This window comes from Pseudomonas sp. NPDC089530 (assembly GCF_050280705.1).
GTDB lineage: Bacteria > Pseudomonadota > Gammaproteobacteria > Pseudomonadales > Pseudomonadaceae > Aquipseudomonas.
The window spans coordinates 53,210-73,904 of the sequence record NZ_JBNNVU010000007.1 but is presented as its reverse complement, the minus strand read 5'-3'; the positions used below and the strand labels follow the sequence as shown (position 1 = coordinate 73,904).

Annotated in this window: 18 protein-coding genes; 12 read left to right on the top strand and 6 right to left on the bottom strand. The window is 64.6% G+C overall.

The window, feature by feature from the left end; all coding sequences use genetic code 11:
• Positions 1-197 precede the first annotated feature (197 nt).
• The 8 genes from ACQKQA_RS04555 to ACQKQA_RS04520 all read left to right on the top strand — a co-directional run bounded on the left by ACQKQA_RS04555 (position 198) and on the right by ACQKQA_RS04520 (position 8,823).
• A complete protein-coding gene (locus tag ACQKQA_RS04555; protein WP_427553969.1) occupies positions 198-1,121 on the top strand; it encodes an ABC transporter ATP-binding protein in 924 nt (307 codons plus the stop codon).
• Positions 1,118-1,852: an ABC transporter permease subunit gene (locus ACQKQA_RS04550; protein WP_427553967.1), complete on the top strand. Its 735-nt coding sequence runs from the start codon at positions 1,118-1,120 to the stop codon at positions 1,850-1,852. Before ACQKQA_RS04555 ends, ACQKQA_RS04550 begins: the two co-directional genes overlap by 4 nt.
• A gap of 10 nt (positions 1,853-1,862) precedes the next feature.
• The gene (locus ACQKQA_RS04545) at positions 1,863-3,743 is read left to right on the top strand and encodes a GldG family protein (RefSeq protein ID WP_427553965.1); all 1,881 of its coding nucleotides are present in this window, start codon (positions 1,863-1,865) and stop codon (positions 3,741-3,743) included.
• Positions 3,744-3,847: 104 nt separating this feature from the next.
• On the top strand, positions 3,848-4,372 hold the full coding sequence (locus tag ACQKQA_RS04540) for a cupin domain-containing protein (protein ID WP_427553963.1): 525 nt from the start codon (positions 3,848-3,850) through the stop codon (positions 4,370-4,372).
• A 145-nt stretch (positions 4,373-4,517) separates the two neighbouring features.
• Positions 4,518-4,952 carry a nuclear transport factor 2 family protein gene (locus ACQKQA_RS04535; RefSeq protein WP_427553962.1) on the top strand — a complete coding sequence of 145 codons (435 nt, stop codon included), beginning with the start codon at positions 4,518-4,520 and terminating at the stop codon, positions 4,950-4,952.
• Positions 4,953-5,137: 185 nt separating this feature from the next.
• Positions 5,138-6,058, top strand: a complete 921-nt coding sequence (locus ACQKQA_RS04530; RefSeq protein ID WP_427553960.1) for an alpha/beta fold hydrolase — start codon at positions 5,138-5,140, stop codon at positions 6,056-6,058.
• Between the two features lie 106 nt (positions 6,059-6,164).
• Entirely contained in the window at positions 6,165-6,986 is an 822-nt protein-coding gene (ppk2, locus tag ACQKQA_RS04525; protein ID WP_427553958.1) for a polyphosphate kinase 2, read from the top strand.
• A gap of 19 nt (positions 6,987-7,005) precedes the next feature.
• On the top strand, positions 7,006-8,823 hold the full coding sequence (locus ACQKQA_RS04520; RefSeq protein WP_427553956.1) for a SulP family inorganic anion transporter: 1,818 nt from the start codon (positions 7,006-7,008) through the stop codon (positions 8,821-8,823).
• On the opposite strand, the gene ACQKQA_RS04515 is transcribed toward ACQKQA_RS04520, so the two are convergent.
• Entirely contained in the window at positions 8,769-9,428 is a 660-nt protein-coding gene (locus ACQKQA_RS04515) for an O-methyltransferase (protein WP_427553954.1), read from the bottom strand. The genes ACQKQA_RS04520 and ACQKQA_RS04515 overlap by 55 nt on opposite strands.
• Before the next feature lie 128 nt (positions 9,429-9,556).
• Here ACQKQA_RS04515 and ACQKQA_RS04510 point away from each other — a divergent pair, with 128 nt between their 5' ends.
• A complete protein-coding gene (locus ACQKQA_RS04510; RefSeq protein WP_427553952.1) occupies positions 9,557-10,195 on the top strand; it encodes a TetR family transcriptional regulator in 639 nt (212 codons plus the stop codon).
• Between the two features lie 4 nt (positions 10,196-10,199).
• Here the strand turns inward: ACQKQA_RS04510 and ACQKQA_RS04505 are convergent, their stop codons facing one another.
• The 5 genes from ACQKQA_RS04505 to ACQKQA_RS04485 form a co-directional block, all read right to left on the bottom strand.
• The gene (locus ACQKQA_RS04505) at positions 10,200-11,222 is read right to left on the bottom strand and encodes an XdhC family protein (protein ID WP_427553950.1); all 1,023 of its coding nucleotides are present in this window, start codon (positions 11,220-11,222) and stop codon (positions 10,200-10,202) included.
• An 81-nt stretch (positions 11,223-11,303) separates the two neighbouring features.
• The gene (locus ACQKQA_RS04500) at positions 11,304-12,656 is read right to left on the bottom strand and encodes a c-type cytochrome (RefSeq protein ID WP_427553948.1); all 1,353 of its coding nucleotides are present in this window, start codon (positions 12,654-12,656) and stop codon (positions 11,304-11,306) included.
• 16 nt (positions 12,657-12,672) lie between these two features.
• Positions 12,673-14,922, bottom strand: coding sequence for a molybdopterin cofactor-binding domain-containing protein (locus tag ACQKQA_RS04495; protein WP_427553946.1), 2,250 nt, complete (start codon positions 14,920-14,922; stop codon positions 12,673-12,675).
• Positions 14,922-15,389 (bottom strand): (2Fe-2S)-binding protein, encoded by a 468-nt coding sequence (locus tag ACQKQA_RS04490; protein ID WP_427553944.1) that lies wholly within the window; start codon positions 15,387-15,389, stop codon positions 14,922-14,924. The genes ACQKQA_RS04495 and ACQKQA_RS04490 overlap by 1 nt, the downstream gene beginning before the upstream one ends.
• Positions 15,390-15,791: 402 nt before the next feature.
• Positions 15,792-16,949, bottom strand: a complete 1,158-nt coding sequence (locus tag ACQKQA_RS04485; protein ID WP_427554103.1) for a PucR family transcriptional regulator — start codon at positions 16,947-16,949, stop codon at positions 15,792-15,794.
• Between the two features lie 332 nt (positions 16,950-17,281).
• On the opposite strand from ACQKQA_RS04485, the gene ACQKQA_RS04480 reads away from it, so the two are divergent.
• From ACQKQA_RS04480 to ACQKQA_RS04470, 3 genes are read left to right on the top strand one after another with little or no spacing between them, the layout of a single operon-like run.
• Positions 17,282-17,518 (top strand): YtcA family lipoprotein, encoded by a 237-nt coding sequence (locus ACQKQA_RS04480; protein WP_427553942.1) that lies wholly within the window; start codon positions 17,282-17,284, stop codon positions 17,516-17,518.
• 13 nt (positions 17,519-17,531) lie between these two features.
• On the top strand, positions 17,532-18,584 hold the full coding sequence (gene mdtN, locus ACQKQA_RS04475; protein ID WP_427553940.1) for a multidrug transporter subunit MdtN: 1,053 nt from the start codon (positions 17,532-17,534) through the stop codon (positions 18,582-18,584).
• Positions 18,581-20,569: an FUSC family protein gene (locus tag ACQKQA_RS04470; RefSeq protein WP_427553938.1), complete on the top strand. Its 1,989-nt coding sequence runs from the start codon at positions 18,581-18,583 to the stop codon at positions 20,567-20,569. Before mdtN ends, ACQKQA_RS04470 begins: the two co-directional genes overlap by 4 nt.
• Positions 20,570-20,695 lie beyond the last annotated feature (126 nt).

The window sequence follows — 20,695 nt, the reverse complement described above, 5'->3', positions numbered from 1 at the left end:
TAAATCCTATATTTGTATAGAATGATCTTGTTCGCATGGGCTTATGCCTAATCAAAAAACTCAACGTGTATTGTGTTGCGCCCACTTCGTCATAGACAGTTATTGACACTGTTCACACTATCAAACCCTGACTGCTGCTGAATATGAATGGCCTTGTGCTGTTCATATCGGACTTCATCTTGCCGAACCTGGAAGCCATGATCGAAATATCCAAATTAACCAAGTCTTTTTCCGGACAGGTCGCGGTAGACGATCTGTCCTGTGATATCGGTCCGGGAGAAGTGCTGGGGATCCTCGGGCCAAACGGGGCTGGCAAATCCACCACGATGAAGATGCTCACCGGCTTTCTTGCGCCGACTTCCGGCACCGCGAGCATCCTGGGGTTCGACATCCGCACCCAGACCCGCCAGGCCCAGCGGCAGATGGGCTATCTGCCGGAAGGCGCTCCCTGCTACAGCGACATGACGGTACAGGGTTTTCTCGAGTTCATTGCCCGCATTCGCGGTTATGGCGGCAAGCAAAAGCGCGAACGGGTGGATCGGGTCGCCGACCTGCTGGAACTGGGCGATGTGCGTCGGCAGAGCATCGAGACCTTGTCCAAGGGCTTTACCCGCCGGGTCGGCCTGGGCCAGGCGATCTTGCACGATCCCCGGGTGCTGATCCTCGACGAACCCACCGACGGGCTCGACCCGAACCAGAAACAACAGGTTCGCCGCCTGATTCAGGGGGTGGGGCAGGACAAGATCGTGATCATCTCGACCCATATCCTCGAAGAAGTCGCGGCGATCTGTAACCGCGCGTTGATCATCAGCAACGGCCGGATCCTGGCCGACAGCACGCCCCATGAACTGGAGCGCAGTTCCCGCTATCGCCAGGCCGTGACCTTGCAGGCCGACGGGCCGTTGGACCTGCTGGCCCTGGTGGTATTGCCGGGCGTGGCGGGCGTCGAAGAGAACCCGGCCGAGGGCAGTCTGACGCTGCTGGCCCGACCCGGCGAGGTGATTTTTCCCCAGGTCAACGAGTTGGTCATGGCGCGAGGCTGGAAGATGAAACGCCTGGAGCTGGAGCAGGGCCGCCTCGACGAGGTCTTCCAGACCCTGACCCGAGGAGAATCGGCATGAGGCAGTTACCGGTGATTTTCAAGCGCGAGCTGGGCGGCTACTTCGCGACGCCGCTGGCCTTCGTGTTCATCGAGATCTTCCTGGTGCTTTCGGGGGTCTTCACCTTCTATCTGGGCAGTTTCTACGAGCGTAACCAGGCGGACCTGGTGCCGTTCTTCGATGTCCACCCCTGGCTCTATCTGTTGCTGTTGCCGGCCCTGGCCATGCGCCTGTGGTCGGAGGAGCGCAAGTCCGGCAGCATCGAGCTGTTGATGACCTTGCCGGTGAGTTGCTTCGAAGCGGTGGTCGGCAAGTTCCTTGCCGCCTGGGTGGTCGCCGGCATCACTCTGCTGATGACCGTGCCCATGGTGCTGACTGTGAATTACCTGGGGAATCCGGACAACGGTGCAATCCTGGCGGGCTACCTGGGGAGCTGGCTACTCGCCGGCGCCTACCTGGCCATCGGTTCCTGCATGTCGGCCATGGCCAAGAGCCAGGTGATCGCCCTGATCCTCGCGCTCACGGTGTGTTTCCTGTTCGTCGCCTGCGGCTTTTCCCTGGTACTGGATGCGCTCAATCCATGGGCGCCGCAATGGCTGCTGGACCTGTTCGCGTCGCTGAGCCTGCTGACGCATTTTGGCGCGATCAGCAAAGGGCTGATCGACCTGCGCGATCTCCTCTATTTCATCAGCGTGATTGTCGCCTGGCTGATGGCCACTGTGGTGACGGTCAACCTGAAGAAAGCCGAGTGAGGGCAAACCTATGAAACGCATGCTGTATTCCGGCTCCGGCCTGTTGCTCATCGCCGTGCTGTTCCTGGCCTTCAATATGGCCTCGGGGCTGCTGCTCACTGGCGTTCGCCTCGACCTGACCCAGAACAAGCTCTACTCCATCAGCGCCGGCACCCGACAGATTCTTGCGGAGCTCAAGCAACCGCTGGACCTGTATTTCTACTTTTCCGACAGCGGTTCGAAAGAGCTGGCGCCGCTGCGCAGCTATGCCATGCGGGTCCGGGAACTGCTCAAAGTCTACGAGCAAGAGTCCGCCGGCAAGATCCGCCTGCATGTCATCGACCCGCTGCCGTTTTCCGAGGCGGAGGACAAGGCCAGCGAGTTTGGCCTGGAGGCTGTGGCGCTGGGGCAGGGTGGGGCGCCCGTGTACTTCGGCCTGGCCGGTATCGATGGGCAGAACAATGCACAGACGATCGAGTTCTTTGCACCGGACCAGGAGGCGTTGCTCGAATACGACGTCAGCCGCCTGGTGCAGACCCTGGCCAACCCGAAGCGGCCGACACTGGGGCTGCTGAGCAGCCTGCCGGCCGATGGTGGATTCGACATTCGCACGCAGCGCAAGACCGAGCCCTGGGCCCTGATCCAGGAGCTGCGCCGGGAGTTCGATCTGCAGGCAATCAAGGCCGACACCCAGGACATCCCAAAAGACGTCGATGTGCTGATGCTGCTGCATCCGAAAAAACTGTCGCAGCCGACCCTGTACGCCATCGACCAGTTCGTGCTGCGCGGCGGCAGAGTGATGGCTTTCGTCGATCCCTACAGCGAACAGGACACCGGCGAGGAGTATTTCGGTGTCCAGAGCAAGGACAAGTCCTCCGGTCTCGAGCCCCTGTTCAAGGCCTGGGGCATCCGGATGCCGCCGGGCAAGGTCCTGGGCGACAACCTCTATGCCTTGTTCGAAAACGCCAAGGAGGGCGAGCCGGCGCTGCCGCGACCGTTCACCATCGGCGTACCGCAAGCGGCCCTGAGCCAGGAAGATCCGAGTACCGCCGGGCTTGAGTTCATCGCCCTGACCACCGCCGGCATCCTCGAGCCGGTGGCTGGGGCCAGCACCCGTTTCACGCCGCTGATGTACAGCTCGGATTCGGCCAAGCCCTTCGAGGCGGAGCGCTTCGATAAACCGGCGGACCCGCAACAGGTGTTGCGCGACCTGGCCCAGCCCGGCCAGCGTTATGTGATTGCCGCCCGGATACAAGGCCCGGTGCAGTCGGCTTTTGCCGAGGGTATCGAAGGCCGCAAGGACGGGCTCAAGCAGGTAGAGCAGGTCAACCTGGTGGTGGTGGCCGATACCGACTTGCTGAGCGACCGCCTGTGGCTCGACGTGCAGGAGAGCAACGGCCGCCAGGTGCCGCGGCCCTGGGCGGACAACGGGTCCTTCGTGCTCAATGCCCTGGACAACCTGGCCGGTTCGGATGCCCTGAACAGCCTGCGTTCCCGTGGCCCCTACAGCCGCCCGTTCGTGGTGGTGGAGCAGTTGCGGCGCCAGGCCGAAACCAGCTTCAGGGCCAAGCGCCTGGCCCTCGAGGACAGCCTGGAGGAGACGGAAAACAAACTGCTGCAGTTGCCATCGGACACATCCCAGGCGCTCAGCCCCGAACAGCAGGCGACGGTCCGCCAGTTCATGCAGGAGAAAACCCGTATCCGCAAGGAGCTGCGTGAGGTGCAATACCAGTTGAACGCCGATATCGATGAGTTGGGAAGGAGGCTGAAAATCGTCAACATCGCCCTGATGCCGGTGGTGGTCAGCCTGTGCATGCTGCTGGTGTGGGTCGTGCGTTACATCCGTCGCAAGTTGGCGGCCTCCCGCAAGGCCCTGCCGAAAGGCACGGCAGCCGCTCCCCGGTCGGCGTAAGTTTGCATGACCCGGGCCGTCCGTAGCGCCGCCCGGGCCCGTTGCGAGCACTGAGGCGAGGGGCTGCTAGGCTGCAAGCAACTTCCTGACCTGCGACTGCCCCAATGACCAACCCCACCCGCCACAACGCGCCGTGCAGCGCCGAAGAACTGCTCGCCACCCTGAACCTGGAACCGCACACCGAAGGCGGTTATTACCGCAGGACCTTCCAGGCGGACCAGCGGCCGATGCTCGGTTGCACCGGCGGGCCGCGCTACTTGATGACGTCTATCTATTACCTGCTGACCGGGGATTCCCCCATCGGTCAGTTTCATCTGAACCAGTCCGACATCCTGCATTACTTCCACCTCGGGGATGCCCTCGAATACGTCCTTCTGTACCCGGACGGCACCCTGAAGACCCTGGTGATGGGCAGCGATGTCCGGGCCGGGCAGTACCTGCAGCTGCATGTCCCCGGCGGGGTGTGGAAAGCGTCGCGGTTGCTGCCCGGCGTGGCGGGGTATGGCCTGATCAGTGAGGCAGTCTGCCCCGGGTTCGACTACGCGGACATGCAACTGGGCGACAGAGAGCGCTTGAGCACACTGTTCCCGCAGCACCGCCGGCTGTTCGAGCGGCTCTGCCAGGCCTGAGCCCGGTGCGAATTGCTCGTTGCGATCAGCCAAGTGTCATTTGCGATCATTGTTGGGCGTCGTGTCCGGCGCTTATGGTGGCCGGGCACGCATCGCCGATACCCGATCTCCACCGTCCGATAACAACAAGCGACAGGAGCACAAGATGTCCGATCTGAAACTGCATCCCCAGGCCGCCGCATCCCTGCGGCGCTGGCACGCCATGATTGCCGAGGGCGACCTGAGCGCCTTGCCTGAGCTGCTGGATTCGCGCGTAGTCTTTCGTTCGCCCATGGCCCATACGCCTTACCCGGGCGTGCCAGTGGTCTCGACCATCCTCAATACCGTGAGCAAGGTCTTCGTCGATTTCGCCTATCACCGCGAACTGGTCACGGCCGACGGCCTGAGCGTGGTGCTGGAGTTCAGCGCCCGGGTCGGCGATCGCCAGCTCAAGGGCATCGACCTGATCCGCTTCGACGAAGCCGGCAAGATCGTCGAGTTCGAGGTGATGGTCCGTCCCATGAGCGGCCTGCAGGCGCTCGGCGAGGAAATGGCCCGGCGCCTGGCGCCTTATCTGGCGGCGAGCAAGGCTTCCGGGTGAGCTGCCGGCACAAATCACGCAGTCAGGAAAAGGGCGTCCCACAGGACGCCCTTTTTTTGTTTCACACGTTCTGTCGTGGCGTGCCCATCGTCGCGGGTTGCAAACAAAAAACGTGCGCTCTATGCTCATTTTGGTTTCATGTTGAAACCAAGTTACCCCCCCATGGCCACTGAAAGGAGCTCCCCATGATCCCGTTCGACGCCACCTTCGGTGGCACTTTTCCGTTCGCCCCGCATTTCGACGATGCCTCCGGTTTTCCCATGCACTACGTAGACGAAGGACCACGCGACGGCGAGACGGTGTTGTGCCTGCACGGCGAACCGACGTGGGGTTATCTGTTTCGCCATCTGATCCCGGTGCTCAGCTCCACTCATCGCGTCATCGTTCCCGATCACATGGGGTTCGGAAAAAGCGCAACGCCGTCGGATCGCAGCTACTGGCTGCAGGATCACATCGACAACCTGGAGCGCTTCGTGCTCGCGCTCGATCTCGACCGCGTGACGCTGGTCATGCACGACTTTGGTGGCCCTGTCGGTATGGGCCTTGCCGCACGCCATCCCCACCGCATCCAGCGCGTTGTGACGGCCAATGCCCCGACGCCCTTTGGTCAGCCCGATCTGCTGGATCGCGTGGCGGCGAACGGCGGTGATTCGCCGTGGTTCCGTTGGATCGCTGGCGCGGTAGCGGAGGGCAGCCTGAGGTGCGTGCTCGGGCAACTGGGGTTCAACATCCTGAGCACCCTGAAGCTCAACGGCTTCGAGAATCACACGATCATCACTGACAACTGGCTCGCTGCTTATGGCGCCCCCTTTGCCAACCCAGCCGACTGTCTCGGCGCCATCGGCTGGGCGGAAGGTTTCGCGACCGGCACGCACCGCTTTGAAACCCCGGAGGCGGCGACCGTGCGTGCGATGGGCGACAAACCGGCCCTCGCGATCTGGGGGGAAGCCGACCGCACCCTTGGCGCCGAGCATTTCCTGCCGCTCTTCGCGGCGTTGTTCCCGACGGCTCCCATCGAGCGTCTTGCCGGTGTGGGTCACTACTGCCTCGAAGATGCGCCTGAGGCGATCGCCACGCGGATCGCGCACTTCATCCGGAATAGCTGAATTTTCTAGCGGACGGTCGTTCTCCTGATGTGCCTGGGAGCCCTGTAGATCCTGGATCCTGAACTAGACTCACGCGATTAATGGAAGCCAGCATGAGGTTCTGGTCATGGCAAGAAGCAAGAAGGGCGCTACCAAGGACGTTTCCGCGGGACACGTGAAGCTGACGAAGAAAGACTATGAGGAGCAACTGCGTCGACTGCATGTCGAGCTGGTCAAGCTGCAGGAGTGGGTGAAGAAGGAGGGCGTGAAGATCTGCATCGTCTTCGAAGGCCGGGATGGCGCCGGCAAGGGCGGGACCATCAAGGCCATCACCGAACGCCTGAGCCCGCGGGTGTTTCGCGTAGTCGCGCTGCCGGCACCCACCGAGCGCGAGAAGAGCCAGATGTACCTGCAACGCTACTTGCCGCACCTGCCCGCCGCGGGCGAAGTGGTGATCTTCGACCGCAGCTGGTACAACCGCGCCGGCGTCGAGCGGGTGATGGGCTTTTGCAGCGAAGAGCAGGCGGTGGGCTTCCTCAAGGCCGTCCCGCTGGTGGAACGGGCGATCGTCGAGTCGGGGGTCATCCTGCTCAAGTACTGGCTGGAGGTCAGCCAGGAAGAGCAGACCCGCCGGCTCGAAGCACGGATCAAGGACGGGCGCAAAATCTGGAAGCTGACCGCCATGGACCTCAAGTCCTACAGCCGTTGGTATGACTATTCCCGCGCCCGCGACGCCATGTTCCAGGCCACCGACACCGAACACGGCCCCTGGCTGGTGGCCGACTCCAACGACAAGCGCCGCGCGCGCCTCAATATCATTTCCGACTTCCTCAGCCGCGTGCCCTACAAGGAAGTGCCACGGGAAAAAGTGGTCCTGCCCAAACGGCAGAAACCCGGCGGCTATCGCGAGTCGGATTATCCGTTGCGCAGGATTCCGGAGCGATTCTGAGCCACGGGCCTGGCCGCGAATGAGCCATTCGGACGCTTCTCCTCCCGTCCCGGAACCCGGCCGGATTGTCCGCCGCACCAGCGGCGACGATCTGCAGCGCTGGAGCCGCTGGCTGCCAGGACTGCGCATGCTGCGCGAATACCGGATGGCCTGGTTGCGCTACGACCTGGTGGCCGGGCTGGTGCTGACCACCATGCTGGTACCGGTCGGCATCGCTTACGCCGTGGCCTCGGGCCTGCCCGGCATCTACGGTCTGTACGCGACCATCGTGCCGTTGCTCGCTTATGCGCTGTTCGGCCCCAGCCGGATCCTGGTACTGGGGCCGGACTCCTCACTGGCTGCGGTGATTCTCGCCGTCGTCCTGCCGCTGTCCGGCGGTGAGCCGCAGCGTGCGGTCGCCCTGGCGGGCATGATGGCGATCGTGGCGGGGGTGGTGTGCATCCTGGCCGGCATCGCACGCCTGGGGTTTGTCACGGAGCTACTGTCCAAGCCGATTCGCTACGGCTACATGAACGGGATCGCGCTGACGGTGTTGATCAGCCAGTTGCCAAAATTCTTCGGCTTTTCGGTGGAGGCCGAGGGGCCGCTGCGCAACCTGTGGGCAATCGCCAACGCGATAATGGAAGGCCAAACCAACTGGACCGCGTTCACGGTCGGCGCGGCGACCCTGGCGATCATCCTGTTGCTCAAGGACCGCAAGCGGGTGCCGGGCATCCTGCTCGCGGTCACCGCGGCGACCATCGCCGTCGGGGTACTGGACCTTGCGCCCCGGGCCGGGGTGTCGGTGCTGGGTTTGCTGCCCCAGGGCCTGCCGGCGTTCGCCATCCCGTGGATCACCCGCGCCGACATCGTTCCGGTGCTGATCGGTGGCTGCGCCCTGGCCCTGGTTTCGTTCGCCGATACCAGCGTGCTTTCACGGGTCTATGCGGCGCGCACCCGCAGCTATGTGGACCCGAATCAGGAAATGGTCGGGCTCGGCGTCGCCAACCTGGCCGCCGGCTTTTTCCAGGGGTTTGCGATCAGCAGCAGTTCGTCCCGCACCCCCGTGGCCGAGGCTGCGGGCGCCAAGACCCAGCTGACCGGCGTCATCGGCGCGCTGGCCGTTGCCGTGTTGTTGTTGATGGCACCGGACCTGCTGGAGAACCTGCCCACCAGCGCACTGGCGGCGGTGGTGATCGCCTCGGCCATCGGCCTGATCGAGGTCAGCGACCTGCGGCGCATCTACCGCATCCAGCGTTGGGAGTTCTGGCTGTCGATCGTCTGCACCGTCGGTGTGGCGGTGCTGGGTGCGATCGAGGGCATCGGACTGGCCATCGTGATCGCCGTGATCGAGTTCCTGTGGGATGGCTGGCGACCTTATTCGGCCGTGCTGGGGCGGGTGGAAGGGGTCAGGGGCTATCACGACATCAAGCGTTATCCCGACGCACACCTGGTGCCCGGCGTGGTCCTGTTTCGCTGGGACGCGCCGTTGTTCTTCGCCAACGCCGAGTTGTTCCACGACCGGGTGCTGGACGCCGTGGCGGCATCGCCAACACCGGTCCGCTGGCTGGTGGTGGCAGCGGAACCGGTCACCAGCGTCGACGTGACATCCGCCGACATGCTGGCGGAGCTGGACGACACCCTGCACGCGGCAGCTATCAAGCTGTGTGTGGCCGAGATGAAGGACCCGGTCAAGGACAAGCTGAAGCGCTTCGGGCTGTTCGCCCGGCTGGGCGAAGCCGCGTTCTTTCCGACCATCGGCGATGCCGTCGACCGCTATCTGGCGATCTATCCGGAGTCGGCTCAGCCGAACCACATCGACAGTTCCACGTCGCCGCCAAAGGGTACGGACAAGTAGCCACTGCCGGGTGAACGTACCCGCGCCAGGTAGTCCGGGCTGTAATCCGTGTTGTCGGCGACGATCAGCGCACCCGGCCGCAGGCGGCTTTCCAGCAATGTCAGGATGTCGAGATACAGCGCCTTGGCCCCGTCGAGCAGCAACAGGTCGATGGATTCGGGGAGGTCGGTCGCCAGGGTCTGGAGCGCGTCGCCCTGGCGGATCTCCACCAGGTCATCCAGGCCGCCTTCGACCAGGTGCTGGCGCGCCTGTGTCACCTTGGACGCCTCGAACTCGCTGCCGATTAGGCGACCGCCGCCGTTGTCGCGGATGGCCGCCGCCAGGTGCAGGGTCGAAATGCCGAATGAGGTGCCGAACTCGACGATGTGGCGTGCCCTGGTGCTGCGCGCCAGTAGGTACAGCAGCTCGCCGGTTTCCCGGGATACCGGCAGCCAGAGGTCCTTCAGACGGCCATAGAAATCCCGGTATTCGGTCTTGCTGTGCATCAGGCGTTCGCGCTCTTCGCGGGAGATATCGGCGATTGCCGGGCTGGTCGCCGCCTGGGCCTGTTCGAACAGACGGTCGAGCAGGGGGGCGAGCGGGGAGGTGGTCAATGTGCGGGTCATGGGTGTCCGGTCCGTAGTTGAGCGCCTGGTGGCGCATGACTAGAATGCGAATGATTCGTCGCATTTAGAGAGTATTAACAAGTGGCCATATCCGCTATTCGCATTGGCTCCGGCCCTGACGCCGCGTCATGAGCAACCGCCGGAGCCCGCAGGTTTCCTCGCGCAAACGCCCTCAGCAGGCCCGTTCGACGGAGCTGGTCGCGGCGATCCTGGAAGCCGCTATTCAGGTTTTGGCCAAGGAAGGCGCGCAGCGTTTCACCACCGCCCGGGTGGCCGAGAAGGCCGGCGTCAGCATTGGTTCGCTGTATCAGTACTTCCCGAACAAGGCGGCGATCCTGTTTCGCCTGCAAAGCGATGAGTGGCAACAGACCACGCAGATGCTGCGCGGCATTCTCGAGGATGTGGGCAAGGCTCCGCTGGAGCGACTGCGGGTGCTGGTCCAGGTGTTCATCCAGTCGGAGTGCGCGGAAGCCGGGATGCGGGTGGCGCTCAGCGACGCCGCGCCGCTGTACCGCGACGCCCCCGAAGCGCACGCCGTGAAGGCCCAGGGCGAGCAGATTTTCCAGGCGTTCATGCTCGAGGTGCTGCCCGAGGCAGCCCAGCCCGTCCGCGACCTGGCCAGCGACCTGCTTACCCGCACGCTCGGTAACGTGGGGAAGGAGTTCTCGGAAAGCCCGCGCACCGCCGCTGAAATCAAGGCCTATGCCGACGCCATGGCCGATATGTTCTGCGCCTATCTCACGCAGCTGGCGCGGGGCTGCGACTGAGCGGTCAGGCCACAGGGGCTGCTTGCTCGCGTGCCCGCTTGGCCCTGGAAATATTCGCGGCGCGGGGCAGGGCGACACCGTTCTTGGCGGCGAGAATCTCGGCCATGACGCTCACGGCGATCTCGGCGGGCGTCTTGCTCCCGATGTAGATGCCGATCGGACCGTGCAGGCGCTGGAGCGAGGCTTCGCTTTCGCCGAAGTGTTCGATCAGGCGCTCGCGGCGCGACTGACTGTTACGCCGCGAACCGATAGCGCCGATGTAGAAGGCCGGGCTGTGCAGGGCTTCGAGCAGGGCCAGGTCGTCGAGCCTGGGGTCATGGCTGACGGCGACGACCCCGCTGCGCAGGTCCGGGGCGAATGCCCGGACCACGTCGTCCGGCATGCCGACCAGTTGTTCCACGTCCGCCACGCTCCAGCCGCTGATGTGCTCGGGCCGGGGGTCGCAGACCGAGACCCGGAAGCCGTTGAACAGCGCCATGGTCGCCAGGTATTCGGCCAGAGCGCCCGCGCCGATCAGTAGCAGGCGGTAGCCAGGCCCCAGGGTGTTGGCCATCTGCTGGCCATCGAAGCTGAACTGCTCCGGCTGGGTGCTGACCGCCAGGGATACCTGGCCGCTGCCCAGGTCCAGGCTGCGGCGTACCAGGTGCCCAGCGTCCAGCTGGGCCAACAACTGTTCCAGGGCCGGCCTTGCCGGCTTGAATTCGAGGATCAGCTCCAGCGTGCCGCCACAGGGCAGGCCGAAGCGGTGGGCTTCATCGGCCGTGATGCCATAGCGCACCACTTGCGGCGGCCCGTCCGGCAGGCCACTGCCGGCATGGGCGCTGGTGTAGCGGTGGATCAGGTCGTCCTCGATACAGCCTCCCGACACGCTGCCCACTACGCGACCGTCGCCGCGCAGGGCCATCATCGAACCCACGGGGCGAGGCGAAGAGCCCCAGGTGCGGGCGACGGTGACGAGCAGGACGCGCTGGCCGGCCTCGAGCCAGTCATGGGCGGTGCGCAGGACCAGTAAGTCGATGCTTTCCATGGGACCTCTCCGGTTCAAAAAATCGGCTTTGCCGCTTATTGCAGGCGAGACCCTCGCGCCAATGAGCAAGGGCGTCGTCTGTCAGCGCATATGCAGGACGATCGGGCTGCTGCTGGCCGGGTCGGTATGGGCGCGCAGCTTGCCCACCGCTTGTGCGTCGACCGCGCCCCCCTGGTTGCCCCAGGTGCCGCGTACGAAGGTCAGTACCTGGGCGATGTCCTGGTCCGACAACTGCTCGCGAAAGGCCGGCATGCGGTAGGCATCCGGCACGCCGGCGGCGACGATACGCTGCGAGCCGTTGAGGGTGATGTTGATCGCCGACGCGCTTTCCCTGGCCAGGGCCGAAGTGGCGCCGGCCAGGGGCGGCATCCACTCGGCCTGGCCCTGACCGTCCAGGCCATGACAGGAGGCGCAGCGGGTCACATAGGTATGGGCTCCGGGACTGTCCAGGCGGGTGACGGCGGACACGGCCTGGTACTGCCAGGCCGTGCCGTCGCGCCGCGGATCGCCAGGCAGCGACGTGAGGTAGCGGGCGATCGCGTTCAGGTCCTCATCACTCATGAACTGAGTGGAGTTGTTGAACGCTTCGGTCATCGAGCCGTAGACCACCGCATGTCGGTTGCGCCCGGTCTTGAGGAACTGCACGATCTGCGGCTCGCTCCAGCGCCCCAATCCGGTGTTGGGGTCCTGGCGCAGGCTTGGCGCGTACCAGCCGTCAAGCAGGGCGCCGGCGAGAAAGGGCGCGCCGGACTCGTCCAGGGCCTGCTCGTTGAACGCCAGGCCGCGGGGGGTGTGGCAGCTGCCGCAGTGGCCCGGGCCCTGGACGATGTAGGCACCGCGGTTCCACAGCGCGTCCTGGCCAGGCTTGGTGGCGTAAGCCGTGGTCGGGGCGAACAGGCCGTTCCACAGCGCGATCGGCCAGCGCAGGTTAAGTGGCCAGGGAATGTTCCCGGGAGCGTTGGGCTGGCTGGCCGGTTGCACGCCTTTCATGAAGAAAGCGTACAGCGCACGCATATCGTCGTCGCTGAGCTTGGCGTAGGACGGGTAGGGCATGGCCGGGTAGAGCCGCCGGCCGCCCGGCGCGACGCCATGGCGCACGGCGCGGTCGAAGTCGGCCAGGCTGTAGGCGCCGATGCCGTTGTCCCGGTCCGGGGTGATGTTGGTGGCATGGATGGCGCCCAGCGGGGTGGCCATTTCCAGGCCGCCGGCGAAGGGCGCCTTGCCCGGCAGGCTGTGGCACGCCACGCAGTCGCTGAGCCGGGCGACGTACTCGCCGCGGCTCACCAGGGCGGGATCGAAGCTGGCCTGGGCGACCGGCTCCTGTTCGAAGGGCGAGGCGGGCTGGCGGGTGACATACCAGGCCAGCAGGCCTGCCGCGACCAGGCACGGCAGGGCCAGCCAGCCTGCGGTTCTTGCGAATCGGCTGTTGTTCATCTGGGGCCTCTGTCGGTCAGCTGAAGGTGTAGCGACTCAAGGGCAGGCTGCGGATGCGCTGGCCGGTCAGCCGCGCTACCGCGTTGGCCACCGCAGGTGCCACCGCCGGCAGCGGGGGTTCGCCGATGCCGCCCATCTTTTCGCCACTCTCGACGATCCTGACCTGCACCCGCGCCATGCGCGCCGGTGGCAGGATCGGATAGAGGTCGTAGTTGCGCGCCCGCGGCTTGCCATCCACGTAGACCGCTTCCTCCAGCAACGCCTGGGACAAGCCCAGGGCCACGGCGCCATTGACCTGGGCCTCGATAATCGCCGGGTTGACGATGCTGCCCGGGTCGATGGCCTGCCAGATCTCATGGACCTTGACCTGGCCGCCTTCGATCGACACCTCGGCAATCACCGCCGCGTGGGAGCCGAACGGCGAGGCCATGGCCACGCCGCGGGCGCGTCGGGTGCCATCCGCGGCGGTGTAGGGGCCGCGCTTCCAGCCGCCGGACAACTCGCCCACCGACTGCAACAGGGTGGTCAGCCGCGGGTTGTCGCGCAGCAGGTGCAGGCGCAGCTCGTACGGGTCGCGGCCGCCTTTGTCCGCCAGTTCGTCGAGGAAGGCTTCGTAGAAGAAGTCGTTCAGCGAATTGCCCACCGAACGCCAGTAGCCGAGCATGGCCGGGCCCTTGACGTAGATCTGCGCGATGCGCTTGTTGGCAATCGCATAGGACTTGCCCGACAGCCCTTCGAGGGCCGTGGGGTCGAGTTTTTCGCCCTGCTTGCCGGCGATGGCTTCGGTCGGGCCTTCCGTGGCGCTCACGGCCTCGATCGCCACCGGCAGGCCCTCGGCGTCCAGCCCGGCGCGGAACTTGACCACGGCGACCGGGCGCAGCGCATCGCGCAGGAACTCTTCCTCGCGGCTCCAGATCAGCTTGACCGGACGGCCCACGGCCTTGGCCAGGGCGATGGCCTGGGGGTAGGGATTGGCCGAGTCATAGAGAAAATGCCGGCCGAAAAAACCGCCCAGCAGCGGCGAGTGCAGGGTGATTCGGTCGAGGTCGAGCCCGGTGCGTTTGGCGATATCGGCGCGGAACATGTCTGGCGCCTGGTTGGGCAGCCAGACCTCGAGCGAGCCGTCGGGATTGAAGCGTGCCAGGGCCGAAGGCGGCTCCAGCTGGGCGTGGTTGAGGTACTGGTTGTGGTAGGTGGCCTCGACCCTGGTCTTGGCACTGGCCAGGGCGGCGGTCACATCGCCTTCATTCTCATCGTCCCGGGCCGGGCCTTGCTGGGCGGCGAGAAAGTCGCGGAAGCCATCGCTGGAAAAATCGGCGGGCATTGGCCGCACCGGCGAATCGGCGGCAGGCTCCAGCCAGTCGACCTGGATGGCTTCCACCGCGCGCTTGGCGTGCCACCAGCGTTCGGCGACCACCGCCACCGCGCCGGGTAGCGGGTGAACGGAGTGCACACCTTTCATCGCCTTGACCTGGGCTTCGTTGCGCAGGCTGCCCACGGTCATGCCCAGGCGCGGCGCATGCTGCACGGCGGCGTGGAGCATGCCGTCGACCTTCTGGTCGATGGAGTAGAGCGCCTTGCCGGTGGATTTCTCGTAGGCATCGATCCGCTTCACCGGCTTGCCGATCCAGCGGAACTGGCCGGGGTCGCGCAGGGTGATGCTGGCCGGGTCGGGCACGGGCATGTCCAGGGCGCGCCCGGCCAGTTCTCCGTAGCCCAGGGAGCGGCCGGAGGCGGCGTGGATCACCCGCCCAGGCTCGGTGGACAGCTGCGCGACCGGGACGCCGAGCTGCTCGGCGCCGGCCTGCAGCAGCATGGCCCGTGCCAGGGCGCCAAGGCGGCGCATGGTCGGGTAGCTCATGCGCACCGACATGCTGCCGCCGGTGATGCGCATACCGTTTTCCATCACCACGTAGGCTTCGCCGGGCGGCGCGCTCTCGACCACGAAGGTGGCCGGATCGGCATCCAATTCCTCGCCGACGATCTGGGCCATGGCGGTGTGGGTGCCTTGTCCGCCTTCCATGAAGGGGCTGAGCAGGCGCACGCTGCCGTCGGGGCGAATCTCGAGAAACGCCGGCACCTGGGTCCCGCGTTCCGCGGCGCTCGCCGTGGCGGCCTGGACCCGGGCCGAGCCGAGCGGCAGGCCGAACCCCAGCACCAGCGCGCCCACGGCGGTGCTGGCCAGGAAGCGCCGGCGGGACAGGTTGATCGGTTCGCCCAGCGGCAAATTCAGGAGGTCTTCAGCGGAGTCGATGGACGTGTTCATCAGGCGCTTTCCTTCTTGGCGGGCTGTGCGGCAAGGTCATGGACGGCGGTGCGGATGGCGTTGTAGGTGCCGCAGCGGCACAGGTTGACCATCGCCGCCTCGATCTGTGCATCGCTGGGCGCGGGGTTGTGCTTGAGCAGCGCGGTGGCCGCCATGACCTGCCCGGACTGGCAATAACCGCACTGCGCCACCTGATGCTCGACCCAGGCGGCGACCACGCGCTGGCCCACCTCATCGGCTTCGATCGCCTCGATGGTGGTCACCTCACGGCCGACCACCCCGGCCACCGGGGTCACGCAGGCTCGCACCACATTGCCGTCCACCAGCACGGAGCACGCGCCGCACTGGGCCAGGCCGCAGCCGTACTTGGTGCCGGTCAGCCCCAGGTCATCGCGGATCACCCACAGCAGCGGCGTGTCGGCGTCGGCATCGACCTGATAGGCCTTTTGGTTGATTCGTAGTTCCATGGCTCACCTGCTGATCGTCGGTTGGTGGTTCTTCGTTCTTATGAGGAGGGCGCGGCGAGGCGTCTTCCGGGTCAACACAGAGTAGTAAGGGCTGGAGCCGCCCGCGCGCCGCGGACAAGCGTCTGTTGCAACGCAGGGGGATAGAGGCGGGCGGCATCTGGCCGATCCGCAGGGCGATGGTGGGGCCAGGGGCGATGCCTGGCCGGCGCGGGCATGGTGCATGACGACGGGCTCCTCGTCGTCGGACTCTAGCCCAGGGGTAAAGGGTTTCCTATCCGCTACCCCTCAAGTCCACAGGATCAGGCAAGCATTCAAGAGGATTGCGCTAGTGCGCGTGATGGGAGGGCTCAGGCAGGGGGGCGAGCATCCCGGCGGCGGTGGAGCAGGGCAGGCGCCTGAAGCTCATTCGTCATCGGCCTCGATCTTGTTGATCGAGTGTTTGCGCAGTCTCAGCGCGGCATCCAGCTTGCTGATCCAGTTGATGTCGTTGAGGTCTGCGTACAGCAGGTTCTCGATACGCCCCAGGCGATAGTTGAGGGTGTTCGGATGGATATCGAGGATTTTGGCCGTCTGGCTCCGGCGACGTCCCTGGGCGAAGTAGGCCTCCAGGGTCAGCAGGAGTTCCGGTTCGCTGTTGAGTTGCTCGACCAGGGACACCAGATAGCGCAGGACATTTTTATGGCTGCGGACACTGTCTTCGATCAACACCCGGGAGTAGCGCCGGATGCGCGGTTCGCCCTGGTCGCAGGCGAACAGGTCGATGGCTTTCAGCGCTTCCTCCGCCGAGCTGACCCAGCCGCCGACGTCGCTGTTCACCATGCCGAGGCCGATACACCGCAGTGGCGGGATAAGCGCCTGCAAGGACGCCGCATGCCGGGCCACTCGCTGGTCGCACTGGCTCATGGTTTCGCCTTGAATACCGGGCAGCCAGACCAGCAGCCGGTCCCGGTACCAGATGCGCACCAGTTCCTTGGCCGGGATCTTGAAGCAGCGCGCGATCAGGAGCGTCAGGCGATCCAGTTCCTCTTCGCGCAACAAGGGTTGGGTGGTCTGCAAGGCGACATCCAGCGCCAGGGCCACCCGAGGAATGCTCGGGTCGATGCCGAGCGCCAGCAAGGTCTGCTGGAACTCCGTCACCTCCTGGGGCGAGTGAAACAGGATGTGGTAAAGCCGATGGTTCAAGTATTCCCGCCAGCGGGTCTTCTGGATCTGTTCGTCCAGATAGGCCTGGGTGACGGTCTCGGCAACGCTGTCGAAAAAATCGAAGGTGAACGCTGAAATGCTCAACAGCTGTTCCTTGTCGATCTCGTCAGTGGCTTTGGTCTGCTCCAGATAAGTCCGCCAGATCTCCCGCGCGCCCAGGCTGTATCCGCGCATCAACGACTGCAAGGGAACGCCTTGATGGACCCGCCGGCGCCCGATTTCCCTGAGCTCCAGGGCAAACGCCTCGGGCAGTCGCTCGCCGGACAGCAGTACTTCGCACCAGAGCTTCGCCGTATAGACCAATGAACTTTCCAGGTCCTTTCGCGCGTCCGGGGACAGGTTGTTGTAGCCCTCCATCTTGATCAAGGCGTCGTGAACTCGTCCCGTGACTGCCTCAGGGGCTCTGGCGAAGTCCAAGGTGAAGTCCCTGAGCGGCGAGTTGATAAGGGGGACCGGGATCACTTCGGCGAGCTCCTTGTACGGGATGTTCTGGCGGGCGAGCGATCCATGCTCTTACGCGCCGCTTTAAAGTTCAACAGCGGGTTTTGAGCTTGTTGTTTCTCACAATCGAGATGTGTTTTTTTCCAATATCCGCCCCCGAATGTTGAAGGTAGCGTGTGCCGGTGAATCCTCGCTCAGATCTCCTGGCTTACTGCATGCCTTCATTCTTCCCCGTCAGGTGGGCGCTCGTGCTTGCCTGCTTGCTGCTCAGTGGTTGTTCCCTGTCCCCCTCACTGGTGATTTTCGGTGCGGCCTTCCCCGATTGGCTGTTCTGCCTGGTGGGCGGCGTTCTGGGGACCCTCGCTGTCCATCGGCTGTTGGGCAGGTGGGGCGCACACGAGCGTTTTGCCCCGTTGGCGCTGAGCTACCCGGCGCTGGCCGGCCTGTTGGCGATGCTGCTGTGGCTCGTCTTTTTCTACCCGTAGATGCGTGCACTCCATGACTGATTCCCCTGCAATTTCACGGCGCAGCCGCCTGCCGGCGCTCTTGATCGTTCTGGCTGCGCTCGCGGTATTGGGTTATGTGCTCTGGCACCTGGAAACCAGCCCGAAAACCGATGACGCCTATGTCTATGCCGACACCATCGATGTGGTGCCGGAAGTGAATGGGCGGATTATCGAGCTGCCGGTGCGTGACAACCAATCGGTCAAAAGGGGCGATCTGCTGCTGCGTATCGATCCGCGTCCCTACCAGGATGCGCTGGACCAGGCCAAGGCCCGGCTGGTGACCCTGAATCAGCAGATTGCGCTGACCCAGAGAAGCGTGAACGCCCAGCAGTACGAGGCGGCTTCGGCGGTGGCTTCGGTCGAGCGCGCCCGGGCCCAGGCGAGCCAGGCGAACGACACCTTTCAGCGCCAGGAAAAACTCCTGGCCCGGGGCTTCGTTTCGGTGGAGGCGGTGGACCAGGCGCGAACGGCGCAGCGTTCGACGGCGGCTGAGCTCAATGCCACCAGGTTGCAGGCCCAGCGGGCCGCCGCCGCGGTGAGCGGGGTGGATGCGTTGGTGGCGCAGCGCGCGGAAGTCGAAGCGCAGATCTCCATCGCCGAGCTGAACCTGGAGTTCACCGAGGTCCGGGCACCTTTCGATGGCCGGGTCGCTTCCTTGCGCACCACCGTCGGCCAGTTCGCCTCGGCCTACAAACCGGTGTTCACCCTGATCGATACTCGCCATTGGTACGTGATCGCCAACTTTCGCGAGACCGACCTGAAGGACATCAAGGCGGGGGCGGCGGCCACCCTCTATCTGCTGAGCGATACCGGCCAGCGCTTTCAGGGCCAGGTCGACTCCCTGAGCTACGGCGTCCTGCCGGATGACGGCGGCACCGTTATCGAGGGCCTGCCCCGGGTCCAGCGCAGCATCAACTGGGTGCGGGTCTCGCAACGTTTCCCGGTGAAAATCGCCGTGCGGGCCCCTGATCCGGAACTGTTCCGCATCGGTGCCTCGGCCGTGGCCGTGCTGCGCCCCGATAACACGGCCCAGGGCGCCAGATGAACGCCGGAAGCAGCCGGGTAGAGCGCCTGTACCGCTTCCTGGCGGATGAGCTGCAGCCGTATCCGGGCCGGGCCAACCTGATGCTGCGCACCTTGTTGAGCTGCGCGCTGGTGATCGGCATCTCGATGACTCTGCAGGTGCCGTTCCTGGCCCTCTCATTGATCGCGGTCTTCTATGTCACGCAGACCAACGTGGTGCTGACGCGCCTGGTGGGCATGCTGTTCCTGGTCGGGGCGACCCTGGCCATCGGGGTTTCCATTCTGCTGTTGAAGTTCACCTACGGCTTTCCACTGCCGAGGATACTGGGGGCCAGCGTTCTTTTTTTCTGCAGCGTCTACCTGATGCGGGTGACCAGGATCGGCGTGGTGTTCTTTCTCGTCGGCCTGGTGGTCATCTATGTGCAGACGTTCGCCGACCAGACGGACCAGGCCGAGGTAGTACTGCGCCTGGTGCTGTGGGTCTGGGCCGCCATCTGCTATGCGATCGCCTTGACCCTGGTGATCAATACGCTGCTGCTTCCGGCGGAACCGGCCAAGCAGTTGGAGCGCCACCTGCGATCACAACTGCAGCAGATTGCCGAGCGTCTCGCCGGTCAGCAGCGCAGCGCGGATTTCACTACCGCCAGCCTCCAGCGCAGCCTGTTGGCGGCGCAACAGCTGCTGCGGTTCGCCTGCATGCGCGACCCGAATTACCGCCGTGATCGAGTGTTCCATCTGGCCCGAGTCAGCGGTATTTCACGGCTGTTGACCCTGGCGCCGCAGCTGCCGGCGGAGGTGCCGCCGGGCCCGGTCCCGGCACAACTGCGGCAAGCGCTACTCGGTCTGGGCACTGGCCAGACGCTGGAGGCGCGCGTGCCGCTTGCCGAACTCAATACCCAGGGTTTGCCGGGGGTCTATGAGGAAATGCGCCTGGCCTTGCTGGCTTTGCCGGGGGCAGGGCAGAGCCCGGGCGACGTGGCACAGGAAGAGCAGGGCACGCCCTTCCTGGTGCCGGACGCGTTCACAAGCCCGGTCTATGCCCAGTTCTCCCTGAAGACGCTGCTTGCCGCCCTGGTTTGTTACCTGTTCTACATAGGCACCGACTGGCAAGGCATCCATACCATCATGCTGACCTGCCTGATCGTCGCCCAGCCCAGCCTGGGAGCCACCGGCATGCGCGCCGTACTGAGGGTTGGCGGCGCCTTGACGGGTAGCGTGCTGGCACTGGCCATGGTGGTCCTGGTCATCCCACAGATCGACGATATCGTCGGCCTGCTGTTCATGGCGCTGCCGGTGATTGCCTTGGGGGCCTGGATCGCCGCGGGTTCGGAACGCATCAGTTACGCCGGCATCCAGATCGTCTTCACTTTTTCCCTGGCCTTGCTGGAACAGTTCGGTCCTAGCACCAACCTCACGGAAATCCGCGACCGCCTGATCGGTGTGTTGTTGGGGGTTGGCATCTCCCTGGTGATTCATGCCTGTCTATGGCCAGAAGCCGAAGGCGAGACTCTGCGTCGGCGATTGGCCGGGTTGCTGGACCGACTTGCGGATTCGCTGTGCAACGGACAAGCACCTCACGACCCACGAGTCTGGAGCGAATTAGCCGCCTGTGAAACGATGCTGGCCAGGGTCGCCCTGGAACCTGGGTGGCAGGTCGCGGAAAGCCATCAGGAGGTACTGATATTCCGCCTGCAAGAAATGCTGGCGCGTATTCGCAGCATCGCCATGACCAGCGACGCGCTGCAGGTCGAGCTGAGCCATGGCCAACGGGAAGCACCGACTCGCTCAGTGTCGGCTGAGCTGTGCCATGAAATCGCGACGACCCTTGGCGAGTACGCGGACGAACTGAGTCACGGTGGGAGTTTTGCCGTTGCCACGCGCCAGCTCGAAGCCTTGCGTGGTCGTCTGGATGAAAGCCTGGAAGACGAAATGCTGAGGGGGCATTTTTATCGGCTGATTGAAAGCGTTGAGAAGTTGCCGGCCAGTGCTGCGAAGATGGAACTCTAGGGCGGCGGCAGAGACCGTCGAAGAAAATCTGGTGCTTTCTTCCCAGTGAGCCTCTTGAGCTGAAATCAAGCAGTTAGAGCTCATACTTAGGATCGATTAGAGCTTCCCACATCATTTTTGTTTCAT